The 18,983-nt window shown below is 60.8% G+C and carries 15 protein-coding genes and 1 pseudogene; 11 read left to right on the top strand and 5 right to left on the bottom strand.

Annotation, left to right across the window (positions count from 1 at the left end; genetic code table 11):
• Positions 1-81 precede the first annotated feature (81 nt).
• From speA to D8779_RS04270, 5 genes are all read right to left on the bottom strand, one after another.
• Positions 82-1,995 (bottom strand): arginine decarboxylase, encoded by a 1,914-nt coding sequence (speA, locus tag D8779_RS04250; protein ID WP_136663209.1) that lies wholly within the window; start codon positions 1,993-1,995, stop codon positions 82-84.
• A 125-nt stretch (positions 1,996-2,120) separates the two neighbouring features.
• Positions 2,121-2,492, bottom strand: coding sequence for a translation initiation factor Sui1 (locus tag D8779_RS04255; protein ID WP_136663210.1), 372 nt, complete (start codon positions 2,490-2,492; stop codon positions 2,121-2,123).
• Positions 2,459-2,833, bottom strand: coding sequence for a hypothetical protein (locus D8779_RS04260; protein ID WP_136663211.1), 375 nt, complete (start codon positions 2,831-2,833; stop codon positions 2,459-2,461). The genes D8779_RS04255 and D8779_RS04260 overlap by 34 nt, the downstream gene beginning before the upstream one ends.
• Positions 2,834-2,894: 61 nt before the next feature.
• On the bottom strand, positions 2,895-3,431 hold the full coding sequence (locus D8779_RS04265; RefSeq protein WP_136663212.1) for an NUDIX hydrolase: 537 nt from the start codon (positions 3,429-3,431) through the stop codon (positions 2,895-2,897).
• Positions 3,432-3,434: 3 nt separating this feature from the next.
• Positions 3,435-4,508 (bottom strand): DUF2333 family protein, encoded by a 1,074-nt coding sequence (locus D8779_RS04270; RefSeq protein ID WP_136663213.1) that lies wholly within the window; start codon positions 4,506-4,508, stop codon positions 3,435-3,437.
• Between the two features lie 307 nt (positions 4,509-4,815).
• Here D8779_RS04270 and D8779_RS04275 point away from each other — a divergent pair, with 307 nt between their 5' ends.
• The 11 genes and pseudogenes from D8779_RS04275 (at position 4,816) to purH (ending at position 18,806) form a co-directional block, all read left to right on the top strand.
• On the top strand, positions 4,816-6,435 hold the full coding sequence (locus tag D8779_RS04275) for a diguanylate cyclase (RefSeq protein WP_136663214.1): 1,620 nt from the start codon (positions 4,816-4,818) through the stop codon (positions 6,433-6,435).
• Between the two features lie 1,608 nt (positions 6,436-8,043).
• Positions 8,044-8,559, top strand: a pseudogene (locus tag D8779_RS21020) (methyl-accepting chemotaxis protein); the annotation flags it as partial.
• 267 nt (positions 8,560-8,826) lie between these two features.
• Positions 8,827-10,593: a protein-disulfide reductase DsbD gene (locus D8779_RS04285; RefSeq protein ID WP_136663216.1), complete on the top strand. Its 1,767-nt coding sequence runs from the start codon at positions 8,827-8,829 to the stop codon at positions 10,591-10,593.
• A 118-nt stretch (positions 10,594-10,711) separates the two neighbouring features.
• On the top strand, positions 10,712-11,161 hold the full coding sequence (aroQ, locus tag D8779_RS04290) for a type II 3-dehydroquinate dehydratase (protein WP_136663217.1): 450 nt from the start codon (positions 10,712-10,714) through the stop codon (positions 11,159-11,161).
• Between the two features lie 22 nt (positions 11,162-11,183).
• Positions 11,184-11,651: an acetyl-CoA carboxylase biotin carboxyl carrier protein gene (gene accB / locus D8779_RS04295; RefSeq protein ID WP_136663218.1), complete on the top strand. Its 468-nt coding sequence runs from the start codon at positions 11,184-11,186 to the stop codon at positions 11,649-11,651.
• A 17-nt stretch (positions 11,652-11,668) separates the two neighbouring features.
• Entirely contained in the window at positions 11,669-13,018 is a 1,350-nt protein-coding gene (accC, locus tag D8779_RS04300) for an acetyl-CoA carboxylase biotin carboxylase subunit (protein ID WP_136663219.1), read from the top strand.
• A gap of 261 nt (positions 13,019-13,279) precedes the next feature.
• Complete coding sequence (prmA, locus tag D8779_RS04305) at positions 13,280-14,158, top strand: 50S ribosomal protein L11 methyltransferase (protein WP_136663220.1); 879 nt, start codon at positions 13,280-13,282, stop codon at positions 14,156-14,158.
• Positions 14,159-14,249: 91 nt separating this feature from the next.
• Positions 14,250-15,614, top strand: a complete 1,365-nt coding sequence (locus D8779_RS04310) for a DUF3426 domain-containing protein (RefSeq protein WP_136663221.1) — start codon at positions 14,250-14,252, stop codon at positions 15,612-15,614.
• A 179-nt stretch (positions 15,615-15,793) separates the two neighbouring features.
• Positions 15,794-16,792 (top strand): tRNA dihydrouridine synthase DusB, encoded by a 999-nt coding sequence (gene dusB / locus D8779_RS04315; RefSeq protein WP_136663222.1) that lies wholly within the window; start codon positions 15,794-15,796, stop codon positions 16,790-16,792.
• A complete protein-coding gene (gene fis / locus D8779_RS04320; protein ID WP_136663223.1) occupies positions 16,789-17,109 on the top strand; it encodes a DNA-binding transcriptional regulator Fis in 321 nt (106 codons plus the stop codon). The genes dusB and fis overlap by 4 nt, the downstream gene beginning before the upstream one ends.
• A gap of 89 nt (positions 17,110-17,198) precedes the next feature.
• Positions 17,199-18,806, top strand: coding sequence for a bifunctional phosphoribosylaminoimidazolecarboxamide formyltransferase/IMP cyclohydrolase (gene purH, locus D8779_RS04325; protein WP_136663224.1), 1,608 nt, complete (start codon positions 17,199-17,201; stop codon positions 18,804-18,806).
• Positions 18,807-18,983: the final 177 nt, after the last annotated feature.

Raw genomic sequence — 18,983 nt, forward strand, 5'->3', positions numbered from 1 at the left:
CACCCGAGCTACGGCTCTTGATCAGTGTCAGCAGATAGCAAAAGGCCCCGCAGTGCGGGGCCTTTTGTATTCAGCGCGAGCTTATGAGGAGAGGTACGACGAACGAGTCAACCCCAAACGCAGCGCGTCGAGGAACTGGGTGCGCTCGCGCGGGCTGATCTTGGCGCTGGCGACCTTGTCACGGTAGTGGTTCATCAACTCCTCCGGCGACAGGTGCACGTAACGCAGCATGTCTTCGATGGTGTCGTGGGTCTCAATACCGGCGTGGTACACGCTGCCATCGGCGTTTTGGTAGATGTTCACCGAGTCGGTGTCGCCGAACAGGTTGTGCATGTCACCGAGAATTTCCTGATAGGCGCCGACCAGGAAGATTCCCAGCAAGTAGTCCTCGCCCTCGCGCACCTCATGCACCGGCAAACTGGTTTCGATGCTCTGCTCATCCACGTACTGACGGATCTTGCCGTCAGAGTCGCAGGTCAGATCCTGCAGCACCGCACGGCGCATCGGCTCTTCGTCGAGGCGGTTGAGTGGCAGGATCGGCAACACCTGGCCGATGGCCCAGGTGTCCGGCAGGCTCTGGAACACCGAGAAGTTGCAAATGTACTTGTCGGCCAGCTTGTCGTTGAGCTCATCGAGCACCTGGCGGTGCGAACGCTGACGCGCCTTCAGCGAGTTATACAGGCGACGGCACACGGCGAAATAACACTGCTCGCCAAGGGCCTTCTCGGTCAGGCTGAGCTTGCCATCGGCATACTGGCTGGCGATGTCACTCATGTAGTGGGTGGCGCGCCAGTAGGTTTCGGTGACCATCTCGATGTCGGTCGGACCGAGCAGCTCGACCAGGTACTGCACGGTTTCCGGCAGGCTGGCCTTGTCCTCGACTACCGGCACCTCGTCGTTGTGCTTTTCCACGTCAGTGACCTGCACCACCAACATGGCGTGGTGCGCGGTCAGCGAGCGGCCGCTCTCGGAAAAAATGTGCGGGTGCGGCAGCTCCTGAGCGTCGCAGAACTCTTTCAACATGCCGACCACTACACCGGCGTAGTCGTCCATGTCGTAGTTGATCGAGCTGGCATTGCGCGAGTGGGTGCCATCGTAATCCACACCGAGACCACCACCGACGTCGATGTGATCGACCGGCAGGCCAAGGCCCCGCAGCTCGCCGTAGTAGCGAATGGCTTCTTTAAAACCGTGTTGATAGTCGGCCAGGTTGGCGATCTGCGAACCCATGTGGAAGTGCAGCAGGCGGATGCCCTGATCCAGCTTGGCCGCACGGAAGCGCTCAACCACCGACAGCAACTGCGCCGCCGACAGACCGAACTTGGACTTCTCGCCGCCGGTGTCCGCCCACTTGCTTGATGCCAGCGAAGACAAGCGCACACGCAGACCGATCTGTGGGGCGACTTTAAGCTCGGCCGCCTCTTCGATCACCAGCTGCACTTCGGATTCTTTTTCGATGACGATAAATACGTTATGGCCGAGTTTCTGCCCCATCAGCGCCAGCTTGATGAACTCGCGGTCCTTGTAGCCGTTGCAGACGATAGTGCCACCCTTGGGCGACAGCGCCAGCACGGCCATCAGCTCAGGCTTGGAGCCGGCTTCCAGGCCGATCGAAACGTTCTGCGTGGCGATGATGTTTTCCACCACCGCTTCCTGCTGGTTGACCTTGATCGGGTACAACGCGGTGTACTGGCTCTGGTACTCAAGGCGCGCGATGTTGGCATCGAAGGCGCCGGTGAGCTGGCGCACGCGGTCTTGCAGAATGTCGGGAAAACGCACCAGCAACGGCAGACTCAGGCCACTCTTGCGCAGCTCATCGATCTGCGCAGACAGGTCGAAAGGCGTGCTGTCGGGACCGTTCGGACGGACCTCAACGCGACCCGCGTCATTGATCGCGAAGTAACCCGCGCCCCAATGGCGAATGCCATAAACACTGCGGCTGTCCGCAACCGTCCATTGGCTGCCGTCATCTTTGCGTGTGCGTCGTGCAGACATTGAAGTCTCCCTTACTGGCGATGGTGGCCTTGGGTTGACCAAGGCGCGTACAGATTAAAGTCTGGAAATGACAGTCACCCGGCAATTGACAATGCAACTGCCGGGCAAGTTTAGAAAAGACTGGGTCAGCCGCCGGACTTCTTGGCTTTAAAACCGTGCTTGATCAACTCGGCGATCAGCAGCTCGACATGGTCGCCCTGAATTTCGATCACACCGTCTTTCAGCGAACCGCCGCAACCGCAGCGCTTCTTAAGCTTAGCCACAAGCTCCTTGAGCGGCTCTTCGGCCAAGGGTACACCGCTGATGCTGGTCACCGTCTTGCCGCCGCGCCCTTTGGTCTCACGGCGCACACGGGCGATGCCATCACCTTCGGGGATCTGGGTCTGTTTGCAAATGCAGGCGTCCACTGGCTGACTGCAGTCCGGGCAATGCCGGCCGCTGTCGGTGGAATACACCAAGCCGCTCAAGGCGGACAGTGACGAAGCTTTCTTGACCACCGGCTTTTCCTCGTAGGGGTCAGGATAGCGACAGGCTGATAATGATCAGCCGCAAAGCCCCACTCTGGCAGGGGCAGCGCACCCTGGCTGATGGCCAAGGCTTGAAGGCGGCGCAGTGTAACGGCAAAAAACGCTGCTGCTAAGGGTAAAAATGCGCCATTAATCGGTGGATTGGCGACGCTGTGCGAGATGCCGAACAAAACGTCCAAAAAATCCGCACAAAGCCAGTAAAGGCGTGGGTTTGGCTCGCCGGACTGTAACTGTAGGATGGGTTGCACAGAGCGACAAAACGGCAGGATGTCTAACTGCACAGCTTCAGCTGCCCGCAGGGTGAGGGACATGGATGCCCCTCATGATACCCATGCGGCCAACATGATGGATTACGCCTACGGCTAACCCAGCTTACGCAACGGCATCCAGATAACGCTGCAAGGCGGCCAGCGAGTCAGGGCAATATGGCAAGTGCTGGGTCTCGTCCAGCGCCTGCTCGATGGAGATAAAGCGCGCTTCCAGCACCTCTTCAGGCTGTAACACCAACGGCGCATCGGACACCGTCGAATAGGCCATGCACCACAAGCGACTTTCCGGCGCGTCGTAGAGAAAATGCGCATGCTCGACCAGCGGCGCACCTTCGATACCCAGCTCTTCAGCCAGTTCGCGGGCAGCGGAGTCAGTATAGCTTTCGCCTTCGAGCACCATGCCGCCGGCGGCCACGTCCCAGTAACCGGGATACAGCGCCTTGCTCAAGGTACGGCGATGCACGCAGAGCAGGCCGGCGCTGTTGAACAACAAGATGTAGGTGCCGCGCCCGAGCAAATGCCGTGCGCGCAGCTCGCTGCGCAACACACCGCCGAGCGGACGATCGTGTTCGTCGACCCAGGCGATGCGCTCGGCATCGGAGGCGGCGCGGTGCGCCACCTCAGCAGCGGACCAGGCCACCGATCAGCCTTGCGACAGCAGCTGACGCAGGTCGATCAACCCCGCATTGGCCCGTGAGATGTAGTTGGCCATCACCAGCGAGTGGTTAGCCAACAAGCCATAACCGCTGCCGTTGAGGATCATCGGACTCCACAGGGGTTCCTGCGCGGCCTCTAGCTCGCGAATGATCTGGCGCACGCTAACGGTGGCATTTTTCTTGGCCAACACATCCGCAAAGTCCACCTCAATCGCACGCAGCAGATGCGCCAGCGCCCAAGCCTGGCCGCGGGCCTCATAGAACACATTGTCGATCTGCAACCACGGCGTTTCGTAGTCCACCCCTTCGACAAAATCGGCCTGCACCATACCGTCAGCCAGGACTGGATCGACCTCGTTGGTATTCAAGCGTACCCGTCCAACACTGGCCGAGAGACGCTGTGACAACGAGCCCAGACGGGTCGCCGCATCACCCAACCAGTTGTTGAGGTTATCGGCACGGGTGTAGAACTGCGCATTGCCTTTACTCGGGTCGCTCAGGCGCTCAAGGTACCGGTCAAGTGACTTGATACCCTCGGCATACTCAGCCTCGGAAGCCGGCAGTGCCCAGCTCTTGTTGTCGAAGTGGAAGCGCGGTTCGGCCTTGGCCAAATCCGGGTCTTCGGTGGATTGCGACTGCGAACGGGTGAAGTCTTTGCGCAGCGCACGGGACATGTCGCGCACCTGCACCAGCACGCCAAACTCCCAGCTCGGCATATTGTCGAGCCACAGACCAGGCGGCGCGAGATCGTTAGACAGGTAGCCACCCGGCTTCTTGAGCAAGGTGTTAGCCACCTGCTTAAGAGTCTCGCCGGTGGTGTAGCCATTCACCAGCTTGTGCCCGCGTGCCTGGGAAGCCGCCTCGGCGCGCTCTTGCACGGAGAATTGTGCCGGCTCCTGACTCCAGTACCAGCCAATCACTAACGCCAACAGCAGGTACAGGCCCAGTAGGCCACCGACCAGGCGCACAGCCCAGCCTCCAGTGGATTTGCTCGGCGATGTGTTGGCGGTACCTGCCGCGCCATCAGACGCTCCGGCAGTTCGGTTCTTCCAATCCAGCATGGCATTGTCCTTTTTTACCCAAGTAGCAAGCGTGCCACCGTACGACACAAATCGGAGGCTGCTCGTTTGACCACAACCACTCAGCAGGGTTGCGCAACTGCCTTGCACTATAAGTGAAGCGCGGCTCAGTGCGCAGCGAAGAACGGCAAACTTAGCGTCGGTTAAGCCGATGGCGTATATGTGATGTTATAGACAGAAGGCCGACGCCAATAGATCGACGGTGCTCGCAAAAAAAAATGTCGGTGTTAGCATTGCTAGCACTAAGCCATCACCTGCGGCAAAACGCTGCGATAAACGAAACCGGGCCATGATCGAGCAAGAAGACCCCAGCCGCGACCGCCTCAAGCAGCACTTCGCCCAGCGCGTGATCAATCAGGCACGCCAGGTCTTGGAGGTTTGGCAGCGCCTGCAGCGCAGCGAATGGAACGAAACCGGGATGGGCGAACTGCGCGAAGCGACGCAGCTGCTGCAGCGCTATGCCGAACGCTTTGATCAGGCCGACCACAGCCAGCTGGCAGGCGAGATCAATAGCTGCCTGCAACTGGTGGCAGACAACCGCGGCCGCCTCAACAGCGAACTGATCAGCCAGCTTAACCAGCTCCTGCAGCGCCTATCACGCACCGGCTTACGCCACGGCGATCGCTTTGAGCAAACCGTGCTGCCACCCTTGCGCAAACCGATATACCTGGCTCTGCAGCATATGGAGCGCGCCGAGCAACTGGTGCAGCGGCTGGAGTTTTTCGGCATGACCGCCATCGCACTGGACAGCGCCAACGCATTTCGCAACGCCATGCTTGAACGCCACCCGGCCGCGATCCTGATGGAAGTCGATTTCTCTGGCCCAGGGTGCGGCCTGCTCCTCGCCAAGAGCGTACAAGAAGGTCTTGAGCACCCGATTCCGCTGCTGTTCTTCAGCCCGGAAGACACCGACACCATGACCCGCCTATCTGCCGTGCGTGCTGGCGGCCAGGAGTTCTTCACCGGCAGCCTGGACGCCTCGAACCTGTTCGAGCGCATCGAGGTGCTGACCCACGTTTCGCAGTACGAGCCCTATAAGGTGCTGATCATCGACGACTCGCGGGCTCAAGCCACGCACACCGAGCGCGTACTCAACAGCGCCGGTATCGTCACTCGTACGCTTATCGAGCCCATCCAGGCCATGAGCCACCTGGCCGACTTTCAGCCAGACCTGATCATCCTCGACATGTACATGCCCGAGTGCGACGGCCCCGAGTTGGCCCAGGTGATCCGCCACAACGACCGTTATGTCAGCGTACCGATCATCTACCTGTCGGCCGAAGATGATCTGGACAAACAACTCGATGCGATGAGTGAAGGCGGCGACGACTTCCTGACCAAACCAATCAAACCGCGCCATCTAATTGCCACGGTACGTAACCGTGCAGCCCGCGCACGCAACCTCAAGGCACGCATGGTGCGCGACAGCCTAACCGGCCTGTACAACCACACCCACACCTTGCAGCTGCTTGAAGATGCACGCTTTCGCGCCGAGCGTGACGGTCAACCGCTGAGCTTTGCGATGATCGACATCGACTTCTTCAAGAAGGTTAACGACACCTACGGCCACCCCATGGGCGACCGGGTGATCAAGAGTTTGGCGCTGTTTCTCAAACAGCGCCTGCGCAAGAGCGACCATATCGGCCGTTACGGTGGTGAAGAGTTCGCCGTAGTAATGCCCGACACAGACGCCGAATCGGCTTACCGAGTGCTTGATGAGATTCGTCAGCGTTTCGCGGAAATCCAGTACTCGGCGCAGCCGAATGACCTGTCCTGCACCTTCAGCTGCGGCATCGCTCAGTTGGCGCCAAAGCTGGACGGCAAACTGCTCTCGCAACAGGCCGATCTGGCGCTATATGTGGCCAAACACGGCGGGCGTAATCAGGTGGCGATCTATCAGGGCGACTGAGTGCGCTTCCCCTGAGCCACCTGCGATCACCCAGCAGAAAACTGTGACGCAGTCGGCGCCGTCATATTGCGGTCATGAAAAAGCAATAAATTCTGAAGCTTAGTAGCCGCCTTGACGCATGCGTCGGCGGCCGGAACCGTTCGTCATCGGTCGAGCCTCATGCGCCTGAAATCCTTTACCAACCTTAATACCTTGCTGCTGGTTACCGTTTGCGTGGCCCTGGCCATCACCCTTTGGTGGTCGCAGCGCGCTCTGGAACGCCCTTACTTGCTGATGACGCGCTACCTGAGCCTGTCCCAGCAATTTCAGGGCGAAGCCGCACAGAACATCAGCGCTTACCTGGAAAACGGCGACGCCCTGCGCCACAGCGCCGCCCTGCAATCGCTGGACAACCTCGAACAGGCCACGACCGAACTGCCCGCACAATTGGCCGCTAACCTGCGTCCAAGCCTCGCCGAGCTCAAAGCCTTTAGCGCCAACCAACTGCTGGCTGCTGGCAAGCTCTCCGCCGACCCGCAAGGCCTGCTGCTGCAGGCCGAGCGCGAGATGGACGCGACCCTTGAGCAACTCGCGCAGTACGCCGACAGCGCCGCAGCCAGCGCCGCGACCGATTACCACAGACCGCTGCTTAGCGCGGCACGCCATCTCACCCGCCTGGCTCACGCCCGCGACAAGCTGGTGCGCAGCGGCCGCAGCGAGCTGGCCAGCGAGCTCGAACGCGAGCTGACTTCCCTGAGCAAACAGGCGCAGGCAATCGGCGATTTGCCGCTGCTCGGCGTGGTCGATGCCAGCCAATCGTCCAGTGACTCATTTGCCGATCTGCTCGGGCTGGACGCCAGCAGCGAGAGCAGCCAAGCCGAAGACAGTGGCATCGCCCTCAAACGCGACCTGGCCAACCTGATCAGCCGTTACCCCGGCGAGCTGCAACGCACCCGCAGCCTGATTGAACAGCGCAGCGCTCTGGCCAACAGCACCCGCACCCAGATCGACCAGGTGCAGCAAGCACTGGCGGCGCTGGAGCCCTTGGTACGTGCCGAACACGGGCGCATTCAGGGCGAGGTGCAGCTGATACTTGGCTTGATGATCGGCCTGATTCTGTTGATTGCACTGATCATCGACACCCTTCAACGCCGCCTCACCCGCGTGCTCAGCCATCTGGCACCGGCGCTGTCGACTTGGGCCCAGGGCGATTTCGCCGCCGACATCCACCTCGACTCGCGCACCCAGGAGTTACGCGACATCGAAGAGTCACTGAACCGCCTGCGCGCCTACTTGGTTGATTTGGTCGGCACCATTCGCCGGCATGCCGAGCAGGTGGTCGGCTCCAGCCGCACCCTGGCGGATCTTAGCGGTGGTTTGCATGGCGGCGCCGAACGTCAGGCCGGCGACACTGCACAAATCCGCGATGCCCTGGGCGAGCTACAGACCACCATCCAACAAGTAGCCGGCGATGCCAGCCAAGCCGCCGGCGCCAGCTACGATGCCAATCGCGCACTGGAACAGGGCCAGCAGGTTATCGGGCAGAGCCTCACCGGTCTGCATGGGCTGGTCAGTGAAGTGCAAGGCAACGCCCAGGCCATCGAACAACTGGCTGAGGAAACCGCCACCATCGGCAACGTGCTCACCGTGATTCGCGGCATTGCCGAGCAAACCAATCTACTGGCCCTGAATGCCGCCATCGAAGCCGCGCGGGCCGGCGAGATGGGTCGCGGCTTTGCCGTGGTCGCCGATGAGGTGCGCTCGCTGTCGCAACGTACCAGCGGTGCGACAGCGCAGATTCAGGAGCTGATCGGGCGCCTGCAACAGGCCGCCTTACAGTCAGTACGGGCGATGCGCACCCAGGTCGAGCATGCCGAAATCACCGCCAGCCAAGCCCAGGCAGCTGATGGCGCGCTGGATGAAATCGTCGTGGCCATCCGCACCATCGCCAACATGGCCGAGCGCATCGCCGATGCCACCGCCCAGCAAAGCGACGCCGTCAGCGAGATTCGCGGGCACAGCGAGCGTATCCACCAGTTGGGGGGCGATAATCTGCAACGCATCGGCGAAGGTCGTCAGCAGGGCGAGCAACTGTTGCAACTCGGCGGTCAACTGCACACCGCGGTGCAGGCGTTTCGCGTCTAACAGGCTGCTGAAAACTATCTGCGTTGCCATCGCGGCGTTAAAAACAGGCTCGAAATGCTCATTTACAACTCGTAAACTCCGCTTTTTCGCCTGTTTTTGCCTTGCGCTAGCTGCCTCGCCAACGTTTTTAGACGGCCTGTTAATGGTCGTTGTCGGCAATCTGTCGCGCACCATCCGGCGCGCTGACAAGACCGCTTACAGCCTCAACCGTGCCTTGAACGATCTGCCTCCGCTATGATGCGGCGACTCCCGCATCATGAGCCTGCCATGCACCGTTTACTCAGCCTAATTCTGCTTCTGGTCGTACTACCTGCCAGCGCCAGCTTGTTCGACAAGCCGCCCGCCCCGGCACAACTGGGTGCGCCGCTCAACAACAGCGCCGATTTCTTGCCGGTGAGCGAAGCATTCAAGCTGAGCCTGATCAGCAGCTCCAGCGAGTCAATCAAAGTGCGCTTTGTCGCCGCCGAGGGCTATTACCTCTACCGGCATCGCTTCAGCTTCAGCAGTGAGCCGGCCGATCTCCGCCTGGGCCAAGCCATTCTGCCGGCAGGCCAGGCCAAGCACGATGAGTTCTTCGGTGATGTCGAGGTGTATTACGAGGTGCTCGATGTCGAGGTGCCGGTCGACAATCCCGATAACCGGCCCTTCAACCTCAGCGTCAACTATCAGGGCTGCGCAGACAAAGGCCTGTGCTACCCGCCCGAAACTGAAGTGTTGGCGATTGGCGGCGGCGCAATCGCCAACAACGACGCAACTGATACCACAACGCCATGGCGCTGGACCGACCTGGCACTGTTCTTCCTCGGCGGTCTGGCGCTGACCTTCACGCCTTGCGTGCTGCCAATGCTGCCGATCCTCACCGGTGTAGTGCTGCGCGGACGACCAGGCGGCCTACGCAGCCTGGTGCTATCGCTGGCCTACGTACTGCCGATGGCCCTGAGCTTTGCCATCCTCGGCGCGTTGATGGGGCTGTTTGGCGCCGAACTCAATTTGCAAGCACGCCTGCAATCGCCCTGGGTACTGGTGCCTTTTGCGATTTTCTTCGCGCTGTTCGGTGCCGCTAGCCTGGGCTTCCTCGAACTGCGCCTGCCGGCCGCCATTGACGGCCCGCTACAGCGCCTGAGCCAGCGTTTGAAAGGCGGCACGATCGTGAGCGCAGCGGCCCTGGGCGTGCTCTCCAGCGTGCTGGTTTCACCCTGCGTATCCGCGCCGCTGGCAGGCGCACTGCTGTATATCAGCGCGAGCGGCGACGCTCTCGGCGGCGGTCTTAAACTGCTGGCGCTGGGCTTGGGCATGGGCGCGCCGCTGGTGTTGTTTGCCGTCGGCGGCGGCACCCTGCTGCCAAAATCCGGTACCTGGATGATTACGGTGCGCAACCTGTTTGGTGCGCTACTAATGGCGGTGGCGATCTGGCTGCTCGAACGCGTGGTGCCCGGCCCGGTCAGCCTGGCCCTGTGGGGGCTGCTGGCCGCAGGCGTGGCCCTCTGGCTCGGTACGCTGGAGCTCACACCAAAAACCCATCACCAAAAATTTGCACAGCTGCTTGGCCTGCCACTGCTGATCTACGCCCTAGTCGCCTGGGTTGGCGCGCTGCAGGGGCAGGATGATCCACTGCGTCCACTCGGACGCATGGTCAGCAGCACCGCCGCCACTCAGGTGCACTCAGGCCAGTGGCAAACCATCAGCACGCCTGCCGAGCTAGACGCGGCGCTGCTCACAGCCAAGAACAGTAGCAAGCCGCTGCTGCTCGATTGGTACGCCGATTGGTGCATCAGCTGCAAAGTGATCGAACGCGAAGTGTTGGCAGCCCCCGAGGTCGGCCGCCAGCTGAGCGACTATCAACTGGTACGTTTCGACATCACCGCAAGCAACCCTGAACAACGCGCCCTACTCGACCGCTACCAGCTGTTTGGCCCCCCGGCTATTTTGCTATTCGACACCAAGGGTGACGAATGGCTGGATTTGCGTGTCGTAGGGGAAGTGGATGCGGCGACCTTTGCCGCCCGCCTAACCACCGCGCGCGAACGATTTTAGCGCCAGCAGTCATATATCTGCCGCAATCTACGTCCATCGTGTCGACTATTGCTGAGAACTGGACAGCTCCGCGCTGTCGCGGCATAGTCCCGCACAGTAGAAATAAGGATGAAGGATCATGGCGACCTTGTTGGTATTGCACGGCCCCAACCTCAACTTGCTCGGCACCCGCGAGCCAGGGGTCTATGGCGCCGTCACCCTGGAGCAGATCAACCTTGATCTCGAACGCCGCGCCCGCGAGGCCGGCCACCACCTGCTGTACCTGCAGAGCAACGCAGAATACGAGCTGATCGAACGGATTCACGCCGCCCAGAGCGAAGGTGTCGACTTTATTCTGATCAATCCTGCCGCTTTTACTCACACCAGCGTCGCATTACGTGACGCATTGCTGGCGGTGAGCATCCCATTCATCGAAGTGCATTTGTCCAACGTGCACAAACGCGAAGCTTTCCGCCATCACTCCTACTTTTCAGATGTAGCTGTAGGCGTGATCTGCGGCCTTGGCGCCAGTGGTTACCGACTGGCCCTGGAGGCTGCACTCGAACAACTTGAACTTAAGCGCCCCTGACCTCACCGGGAGTTGAACCACTATGGATATTCGTAAAGTCAAAAAACTGATCGAGCTGCTGGAAGAATCCGGTATCGACGAGCTGGAGATTCGCGAAGGCGAAGAATCCGTGCGCATCAGTCGTCACAGCAAGCAACCGGCCTTTATGCAACAGCCGATGTACGCCCCAGCGCCAGCACCAGCACCAGCACCAGCAGCCCCCGCTGCCGCTCCGGTCGCAGCTGAAGCAGCCGCTCCGGCTGCAGCCAAGCTGAACGGCACCGTGGTGCGTTCGCCGATGGTCGGCACCTTCTACCGCGCCTCTGGGCCAACGTCGGGCAACTTCGTCGAAGTGGGTTCGAGCGTGAAAAAGGGCGACATCCTCTGCATCGTTGAAGCGATGAAAATGATGAACCACATCGAGGCTGAAACTAGCGGCGTGATCGAATCCATCCTGGGCGAGAACGGCCAGCCGGTGGAATACGACCAGCCTCTGTTCACCATCGTTTGAACCGCGGAGAGCCAGCGATGTTGGAAAAAGTTCTGATCGCCAACCGCGGCGAGATTGCCTTGCGCATCTTGCGCGCCTGTAAAGAGCTGGGCATCAAGACTGTCGCGGTGCACTCCACCGCCGACCGCGAACTGATGCACTTGGGCCTGGCTGACGAATCCGTCTGCATTGGCCCCGCCTCTGGCGCGCTTTCTTACCTGCAGATTCCGGCGATTATCGCCGCTGCCGAGGTGACCGGTGCAACCGCCATTCACCCTGGTTATGGCTTCCTTGCAGAAAACGCCGACTTCGCCGAACAGGTGGAAAAATCCGGTTTCGCCTTTGTCGGTCCAACTGCCGAAACCATCCGCCTGATGGGCGACAAGGTCTCCGCTAAAGACGCCATGAAACGCGCCGGCGTGCCGGTCGTGCCTGGCTCCGACGGCCCGCTGCCGGAAGACGAAGAGACTGCCCTACAAATTGCCCGCGACGTCGGTTACCCGGTCATCATCAAGGCCGCTGGCGGCGGCGGTGGCCGCGGCATGCGCGTGGTGTTCAAAGAAGAAGACCTGATCAAATCGGCCAAGCTGACTCGCAGCGAAGCCGGCTCGGTGTTCGGCAACCCGATGGTCTACCTGGAAAAATTCCTCGGTAACCCCCGTCACGTCGAAGTCCAGGTTCTCTCCGACGGCCAGGGCAACGCCATCCACCTGGGTGACCGTGACTGCTCACTGCAGCGTCGCCACCAAAAGGTATTGGAAGAAGCACCAGCCCCGGGCATCGATGAAAAAGCTCGCGCCGAAGTGCTGCAACGCTGCGTCGATGCCTGCATCGAAATCGGTTATCGCGGCGCTGGCACCTTCGAGTTCCTCTACGAAGATGGTCATTTCTACTTTATCGAGATGAACACCCGCGTACAGGTTGAGCATCCGGTTTCGGAAATGGTCACCGGCATCGACATCGTCAAGGAGATGCTCAGCATCGCCGCTGGCAACAAGCTGTCGTTCAAGCAGAGTGACGTAGTGATTCGTGGCCATTCGCTGGAATGCCGCATCAACGCCGAAGACCCGGACAACTTCATGCCCTGCCCCGGCAAGGTGAAGCACTTCCATGCTCCAGGCGGTAATGGCGTACGTGTCGACTCGCACCTGTACAGCGGCTACACCGTGCCACCGCACTACGACTCGCTGATCGGCAAGATCATCACCTACGGCGCCACCCGCGACGAGGCCATGGCCCGTATGCGCAACGCCCTGGACGAGATCGTGGTCGACGGCATCAAAACCAACGTGCCGCTGCACCGCATGCTGGTCCGCGACAAAGGCTTCTGCAAAGGCGGTGTAAACATCCATTACCTAGAGAAAAAGCTAGGCATGGATAAGCACTAAGCCCCATGACCTGCTGCGCGTCGGCGGTACTGCGTTAAAAACGCCCGAGGAATGCTCATTTACAGACGTAAACTCCGCTTCCTCGCCCGTTTTTGCCTTGTCCCGCTCTAGCTCGCGATGTCATGACTGAAATGCTAAACAAGGGCTGCCATTCGGCAGCCCTTGTCGTTTCGGGCCTGCAGCGGTGGCAGGTGACCCCAGGCTTCAAGTAAGCTGCGCGCCAATTTGCGCTATCACGCCACAACGCTCTCGAGGTTTCCCATGCCCTGGTTACAAGTCCGTCTCGCCATCACCCCGGAGCAGGCCGAAACCTACGAAGACGCGCTACTGGAAGTGGGCGCCGTCTCGGTGACCTTTATGGACGCCGAAGACCAGCCGATTTTCGAGCCGGACCTGGGCACCACTCCACTGTGGTCGCACACCCACTTGCTCGCCCTGTTTGAAGCCGATACCGACGAAAACGCGGTATTTGCCCATCTAAAGCTGCTGACCGACGCCGAGCTGCCCGAGCATCACGCTGAAGTGATTGCCGACCAGGACTGGGAACGCAGCTGGATGGATGGTTTCCAGCCGATGCGCTTCGGCCAGCGCCTGTGGATCGTGCCCAGCTGGCATGCCGCTCCCGAGCCGGACGCCGTTAACCTGCTGCTCGACCCAGGCCTCGCATTCGGTACCGGCACCCACCCCACCACCGCACTGTGCCTGGAATGGCTAGACGGTCAGAACCTGCAAGATTGCAGCGTGATCGACTTCGGTTGCGGTTCGGGCATCCTCGCCATTGCCGCCCTGCTACTCGGCGCACCGCACGCGGTGGGCACCGACATCGACATCCAAGCCATCGAGGCCTCGCGTGATAATGCCGGGCGCAATGGCATTGATCCCGCGCGCTTCCCGCTCTACCTGCCCGAGAACATGCCACAAGAGCCTGCCGACGTGGTGGTGGCCAACATTCTCGCCGGCCCCCTGGTGGCGCTCGCGCCGCAGATCACCCGTTTGGTCAAGGCCAACGGCCGCCTGGCGCTGTCAGGCATCCTGGCCGAACAAGCCGAAGAGGTGCGTGCCGCCTACGACGAGGCCTTTATCCTCGACCCTACGGCCGATAAAGATGGCTGGGTGCGCATCAGCGGCGTACGCCGCTAACCGCTCGAGTGTGCACAGCTGCTGCATTGCTAAGCACTTGCGTTAGACTAACCGCCTTGTTTCGCCTGAGCGCAGGCCGCCGGATCCCCGCATGACCCAGAGTTTCGTCACCCAGTGCCCCCATTGCCGCACCAGCTTTCGCGTGAGCCTCACGCAGCTGGGCGCTGCCCATGGTGCTGTGCGCTGCGGGGCCTGCCTGCATGTGTTTAATGCCGCGCAGCAGTTGCGCGAACAAGGCCAACAATTGCCCGCCAGCCCTGCGGCGCAGGCAGCAACGCCACTGCCCAGCAAACCGCCTGCAGCGCCAACACCCCAGCCAGTAGCGCCGAGTGTCGCGCCGGCAGTATCAGTCGCGCCGCTTAGCAGCAAAACCGGCAGCGACACTTTGTGGATTCATGACGACCTGGACCTCGACGGCCTCGACCTGGACGAAGAGCTGGCTAAGCTGGAAGCCCAGGAACAGCAGCTGTCCAAGCAGTTTCTGGCGATTGATAGCGCACCCCACTACAACGAAAGCTTTCTGACCGCGCAACCCGTCGAGCATGACCCCCATGACGAGCGCTGGGCTGAAGCCCTGCTGCAGGATGAACAGCCCAAACCGTCCAGCCACCTGACATTGCAGGACGCGCCTCCAGCAATCGCGCAAATCACCGCCTCTGCGATACCGGCGCAGTCGCCTGTAGAACCTGCAGCCGCGGAGCTGACGCCAGCAGCCCCGCTCGCAGCGCAACCGCCTTACAACCTTCGCGCTAACGACCGCCGCGTCGCGCCGCCAGCGCCTGAAATCGAACACATTGAGCTGCACGCCACGCACAAACCTTTCACTGCACAGCGTGACGATGATGAAAGCGCGGCCCTGGCTAAGCCGGCCGCGCCGAAGAAGGCACCACGCAGCGAACCCGAACTGCGTGACGAGCACCTGTTTGAGCTGGATGACGAGCCACTGCAGCTGGACTGGCAACAACCGCAAAAACCTTGGGGCCGCTGGATCGGCTGGGGCCTGCTGAACCTAATCGGGGCCAGCGCCTTGGCTGGACAGTACGTGATTTACCACTTCAACGAGCTGGCGCGCCAAGACCAATATCGTCCTTGGTTCGAGCAACTGTGCCCGGCAATCGGCTGCCAACTGCCGTCCAAGGTCGATATCACCCAGATCAAGAGCAGCAATCTGGTGGTGCGCAGCCACCCAGAATTCAGTGGCGCACTGGTAGTCGACGCCATCCTCTACAACCGCGCAGCGTTCTCCCAGCCCTTCCCGCTGCTGGAAATGCGCTTTGCCGATATCAACGGCCAGCTACTGGCCAGCCGCCGCTTCAAACCCAGCGAATACCTAGCAGGCGAGCTGGCCGGCAATGCGGAAATGCCGCCACAAACACCCATTCATATCTCCCTGGACATCCTCGACCCAGGCAACCAGGCGGTGAACTACAGCCTGAGCTTCCACTCGCCGGAATAGTCTGTACGCGGCGGATTGCTTGAGAACCCGCCGCAACCAAACCCTTCGCGATAAGCCCAGAGCTGTTCAGAATTTGTTCAAAACAGCCTTTCTCCGGTCATCCAGAGCGGGTATCATGCCCACCCTTTTTCGCACTCTCCTAATTGTTCAACAGCAGGTCTCTTGAGCAGGGAAGCCCTATGTCGGCGCTACGCATCGGCCCCTACACATTGCCAAACTCGTTGATCCTCGCCCCCATGGCGGGCGTCACGGACCAGCCATTTCGCCAGCTGTGCAAGCGCATGGGTGCAGGCCTGGTGGTGTCGGAAATGGTCACCAGCGACGTGCGCCTGTGGAACACCCGCAAGTCGAGCTTGCGCATGATGCACAGCGGCGATCCCGAGCCACGCTCGGTACAGATCGCCGGGGGCGACCCTGAGATGCTGGCTGAAGCAGCGCGGCGCAATGTAGAGATGGGCGCGCAGATTATCGACATCAACATGGGCTGCCCGGCCAAAAAGGTCTGCAACAAGGCCGCCGGCTCCGCTCTGCTGAAAGACGAAACATTGGTCCGCGAAATCCTTCAGGCGGTGGTTACCGCGGTGAATGTGCCGGTAACCCTGAAGATTCGCACCGGCTGGGACCGCGAGAACAAAAACGGCATCAACGTGGCGAAAATCGCCGAAGACGCCGGCATTGTCGCCCTGGCGGTGCATGGCCGCACCCGCGCCGACCTGTACATGGGCGAGGCCGAGTACGACACCATCGCCGCGATCAAGCAGGCGGTGTCAATTCCGGTCATGGCCAATGGCGACATCGATTCGCCCGAGAAGGCCAAGGCCGTGCTGGCGGCGACCGGTGCAGATGGCCTGCTGATCGGGCGCGCGGCTCAAGGCCGGCCCTGGATATTCCGTGAAATCGAGCATTACCTGCGTACCGGTGAACACCTCCCGGCACCCAGCCTGCTCGAAGTGGAACGTATTCTGCTTGAACACCTGGCTGCACTGCACGCCTTCTACGGCGATGTAATGGGCGTACGTATCGCCCGCAAGCATGTCAGTTGGTATCTCGCAACCTTGCCGGGCGCCAAGGAGTTCCGCGCCCAGTTCAATCGTCTGGACAGTACGGACGCGCAGTGCGCCAACGTTCGCGAGTTCTTCAGCGAACGGCATAACAATGGAGAAGGGGTGGCCGCATGACGATGTTGACTGAGACTTTAGGAAGTGCGATGGCTCCCGTGAGTGACAACAGCAGTTTAAAGCAGCATCTCAATACGCCTAGCGAAGAGGGGCAAACCCTGCGCGGCAGTGTTGAGAAAGCCTTGCACAACTACTTCGCCCACCTTGAGGGCGCAGACGTCAGTGACGTTTACAACTTGGTGCTCACCGAAGTGGAAGCGCCCTTGCTGGAAACCGTGATGAATTACGTCAAGGGCAACCAGACCAAGGCCTCTGAACTACTGGGCCTGAATCGCGGCACCCTGCGTAAAAAGCTCAAGCAATACGACCTGCTGTAACCCCGAACTCCCGAAAAGGGCGGCCCACATGAGCCGCCCTTTTTGCTGAAGCTTCCTTTGCTCATACTCCTGCTCTGATGGATTCTGAAATGACCGACCAGACCACCCGCCTCCCCGTTCGCCGTGCCTTGATCAGTGTTTCCGACAAGACCGGCATCCTTGAGTTTGCCCGTGAGCTCGTCGCCCTCAATGTGGAAATCCTCTCCACCGGCGGTACCTACAAGCTGCTCAAGGACAACGGCGTTGCCGCCGTGGAAGTGGCCGACTACACCGGTTTCGCAGAAATGATGGACGGCCGGGTGAAGACCCTGCACCCGATGATCCACGGCGGCATCCTCGGACGTCGCGGTATCGATGACGGCATCATGAGCGAGCACGGTATCAAGCCGATCGACTTGGTTGCAGTCAACCTTTACCCCTTCGCCGCTACGGTGGCCAAACCGGGCTGCACCTTGCCTGACGCCATCGAGAACATCGACATTGGCGGCCCAACCATGGTCCGCTCTGCGGCGAAGAACCACAAAGACGTGGCCATCGTGGTCAACGCGGGTGACTACGCAGGTATCGTTGAGTCGCTGAAAGCCGGCGGCCTGAGCTATGCCGAGCGCTTCGCTTTGATGCTCAAGGCCTTCGAGCACACCGCCGCCTACGACGGCATGATCGCCAACTACCTGGGCACTATCGACCAAAGCCGCGACACTCTCTCCACCGAAGAGCGCGGCGCCTTCCCACAGACCTTTAACAGCCAGTTCATCAAGGCTCAGGAAATGCGCTACGGCGAGAACCCGCACCAGAGCGCGGCGTTCTATGTTGAAGCACAGAAGGGTGAGGCCAGCATCGCCAGCGCCATCCAGCTGCAAGGCAAGGAGCTGTCGTTCAATAACGTGGCCGACACCGACGCCGCGCTGGAGTGCGTGAAGAGTTTTGTTAAGCCCGCCTGCGTCATCGTCAAGCACGCCAATCCCTGTGGCGTGGCCGTGGCCCTGGACAGCGAAGGCGGCATCCGCCAAGCCTATGAGCTGGCCTACGCCACCGACACCGAGTCGGCTTTCGGCGGCATCATCGCCTTTAACCGCGAGCTGGACGGCGCCACCGCCCAGGCTATCGTCGAGCGTCAGTTTGTTGAAGTGATCATCGCGCCGAAAATCAGTGCTGAAGCCCGCGCTATCGTCGCCGCCAAAGCCAACGTCCGCTTGCTCGAGTGCGGCGAATGGCCAGCCGAGCGCAGCGCCGGCTGGGACTTCAAGCGCGTTAACGGTGGCCTACTGGTACAGAGCCGCGACATCGGCATGATCAAGGCAGAAGACCTGAGAATCGTCACCCAGCGCGCGCCGAGCGAGCAGGAAGTGCACGACCTGATCTTCGCCTGGAAAGTGGCCAAATTTGTTAAGTCCAACGCCATTGTCTACGCCAAAGGCCGTCAGACCATCGGTGTCGGCGCTGGCCAGATGAGCCGCGTCAACTCCGCGCGTATAGCTGCAATCAAAGCCGAGCATGCTGGCCTGCAAGTCGCCGGCTCGGTGATGGCTTCTGACGCCTTCTTCCCGTTCCGCGACGGCCTGGACAACGCGGCGGCCAATGGCATTACTGCGGTGATCCAGCCGGGCGGCTCGATGCGCGATGCGGAAGTGATCGCCGCCGCCGACGAAGCCGGCATCGCCATGGTCTTCACAGGTATGCGCCACTTCCGTCACTAAGTGGCATGGCCACGCTGGAGCAGGCGTCTGCGTTGTTGCGGACGACTTCGCTAATGCTCATTGCCAGCCGGCAACTGCGCTTATCGAAGCCATCCGCGCCTAGCATCCACCCGCCCCATCACGGCCCGAAAGATCGTAAAGAACAAATTTGTAGGTTGGGTTGAGCGCAGCGATACC

Origin of the sequence: Pseudomonas leptonychotis, from assembly GCF_004920405.1 — a bacterium.
In the GTDB taxonomy this organism is placed as follows: Bacteria; Pseudomonadota; Gammaproteobacteria; order Pseudomonadales; family Pseudomonadaceae; genus Aquipseudomonas; species Aquipseudomonas leptonychotis.

Bases quoted from the DNA above. Each gene is read 5' to 3' on its own strand.
- speA (WP_136663209.1), bottom strand. From the start codon at position 1,995: ATGTCTGCACGACGCACACGCAAAGATGACGGCAGCCAATGGACGGTT.
- D8779_RS04260 (WP_136663211.1), bottom strand. From the start codon at position 2,833: ATGTCCCTCACCCTGCGGGCAGCTGAAGCTGTGCAGTTAGACATCCTG.
- D8779_RS04270 (WP_136663213.1), bottom strand. From the start codon at position 4,508: ATGCTGGATTGGAAGAACCGAACTGCCGGAGCGTCTGATGGCGCGGCA.
- D8779_RS04275 (WP_136663214.1), top strand. From the start codon at position 4,816: ATGATCGAGCAAGAAGACCCCAGCCGCGACCGCCTCAAGCAGCACTTC.
- D8779_RS04285 (WP_136663216.1), top strand. From the start codon at position 8,827: ATGCACCGTTTACTCAGCCTAATTCTGCTTCTGGTCGTACTACCTGCC.
- aroQ (WP_136663217.1), top strand. From the start codon at position 10,712: ATGGCGACCTTGTTGGTATTGCACGGCCCCAACCTCAACTTGCTCGGC.
- accB (WP_136663218.1), top strand. From the start codon at position 11,184: ATGGATATTCGTAAAGTCAAAAAACTGATCGAGCTGCTGGAAGAATCC.
- accC (WP_136663219.1), top strand. From the start codon at position 11,669: ATGTTGGAAAAAGTTCTGATCGCCAACCGCGGCGAGATTGCCTTGCGC.
- prmA (WP_136663220.1), top strand. From the start codon at position 13,280: ATGCCCTGGTTACAAGTCCGTCTCGCCATCACCCCGGAGCAGGCCGAA.
- D8779_RS04310 (WP_136663221.1), top strand. From the start codon at position 14,250: ATGACCCAGAGTTTCGTCACCCAGTGCCCCCATTGCCGCACCAGCTTT.
- dusB (WP_136663222.1), top strand. From the start codon at position 15,794: ATGTCGGCGCTACGCATCGGCCCCTACACATTGCCAAACTCGTTGATC.
- fis (WP_136663223.1), top strand. From the start codon at position 16,789: ATGACGATGTTGACTGAGACTTTAGGAAGTGCGATGGCTCCCGTGAGT.
- purH (WP_136663224.1), top strand. From the start codon at position 17,199: ATGACCGACCAGACCACCCGCCTCCCCGTTCGCCGTGCCTTGATCAGT.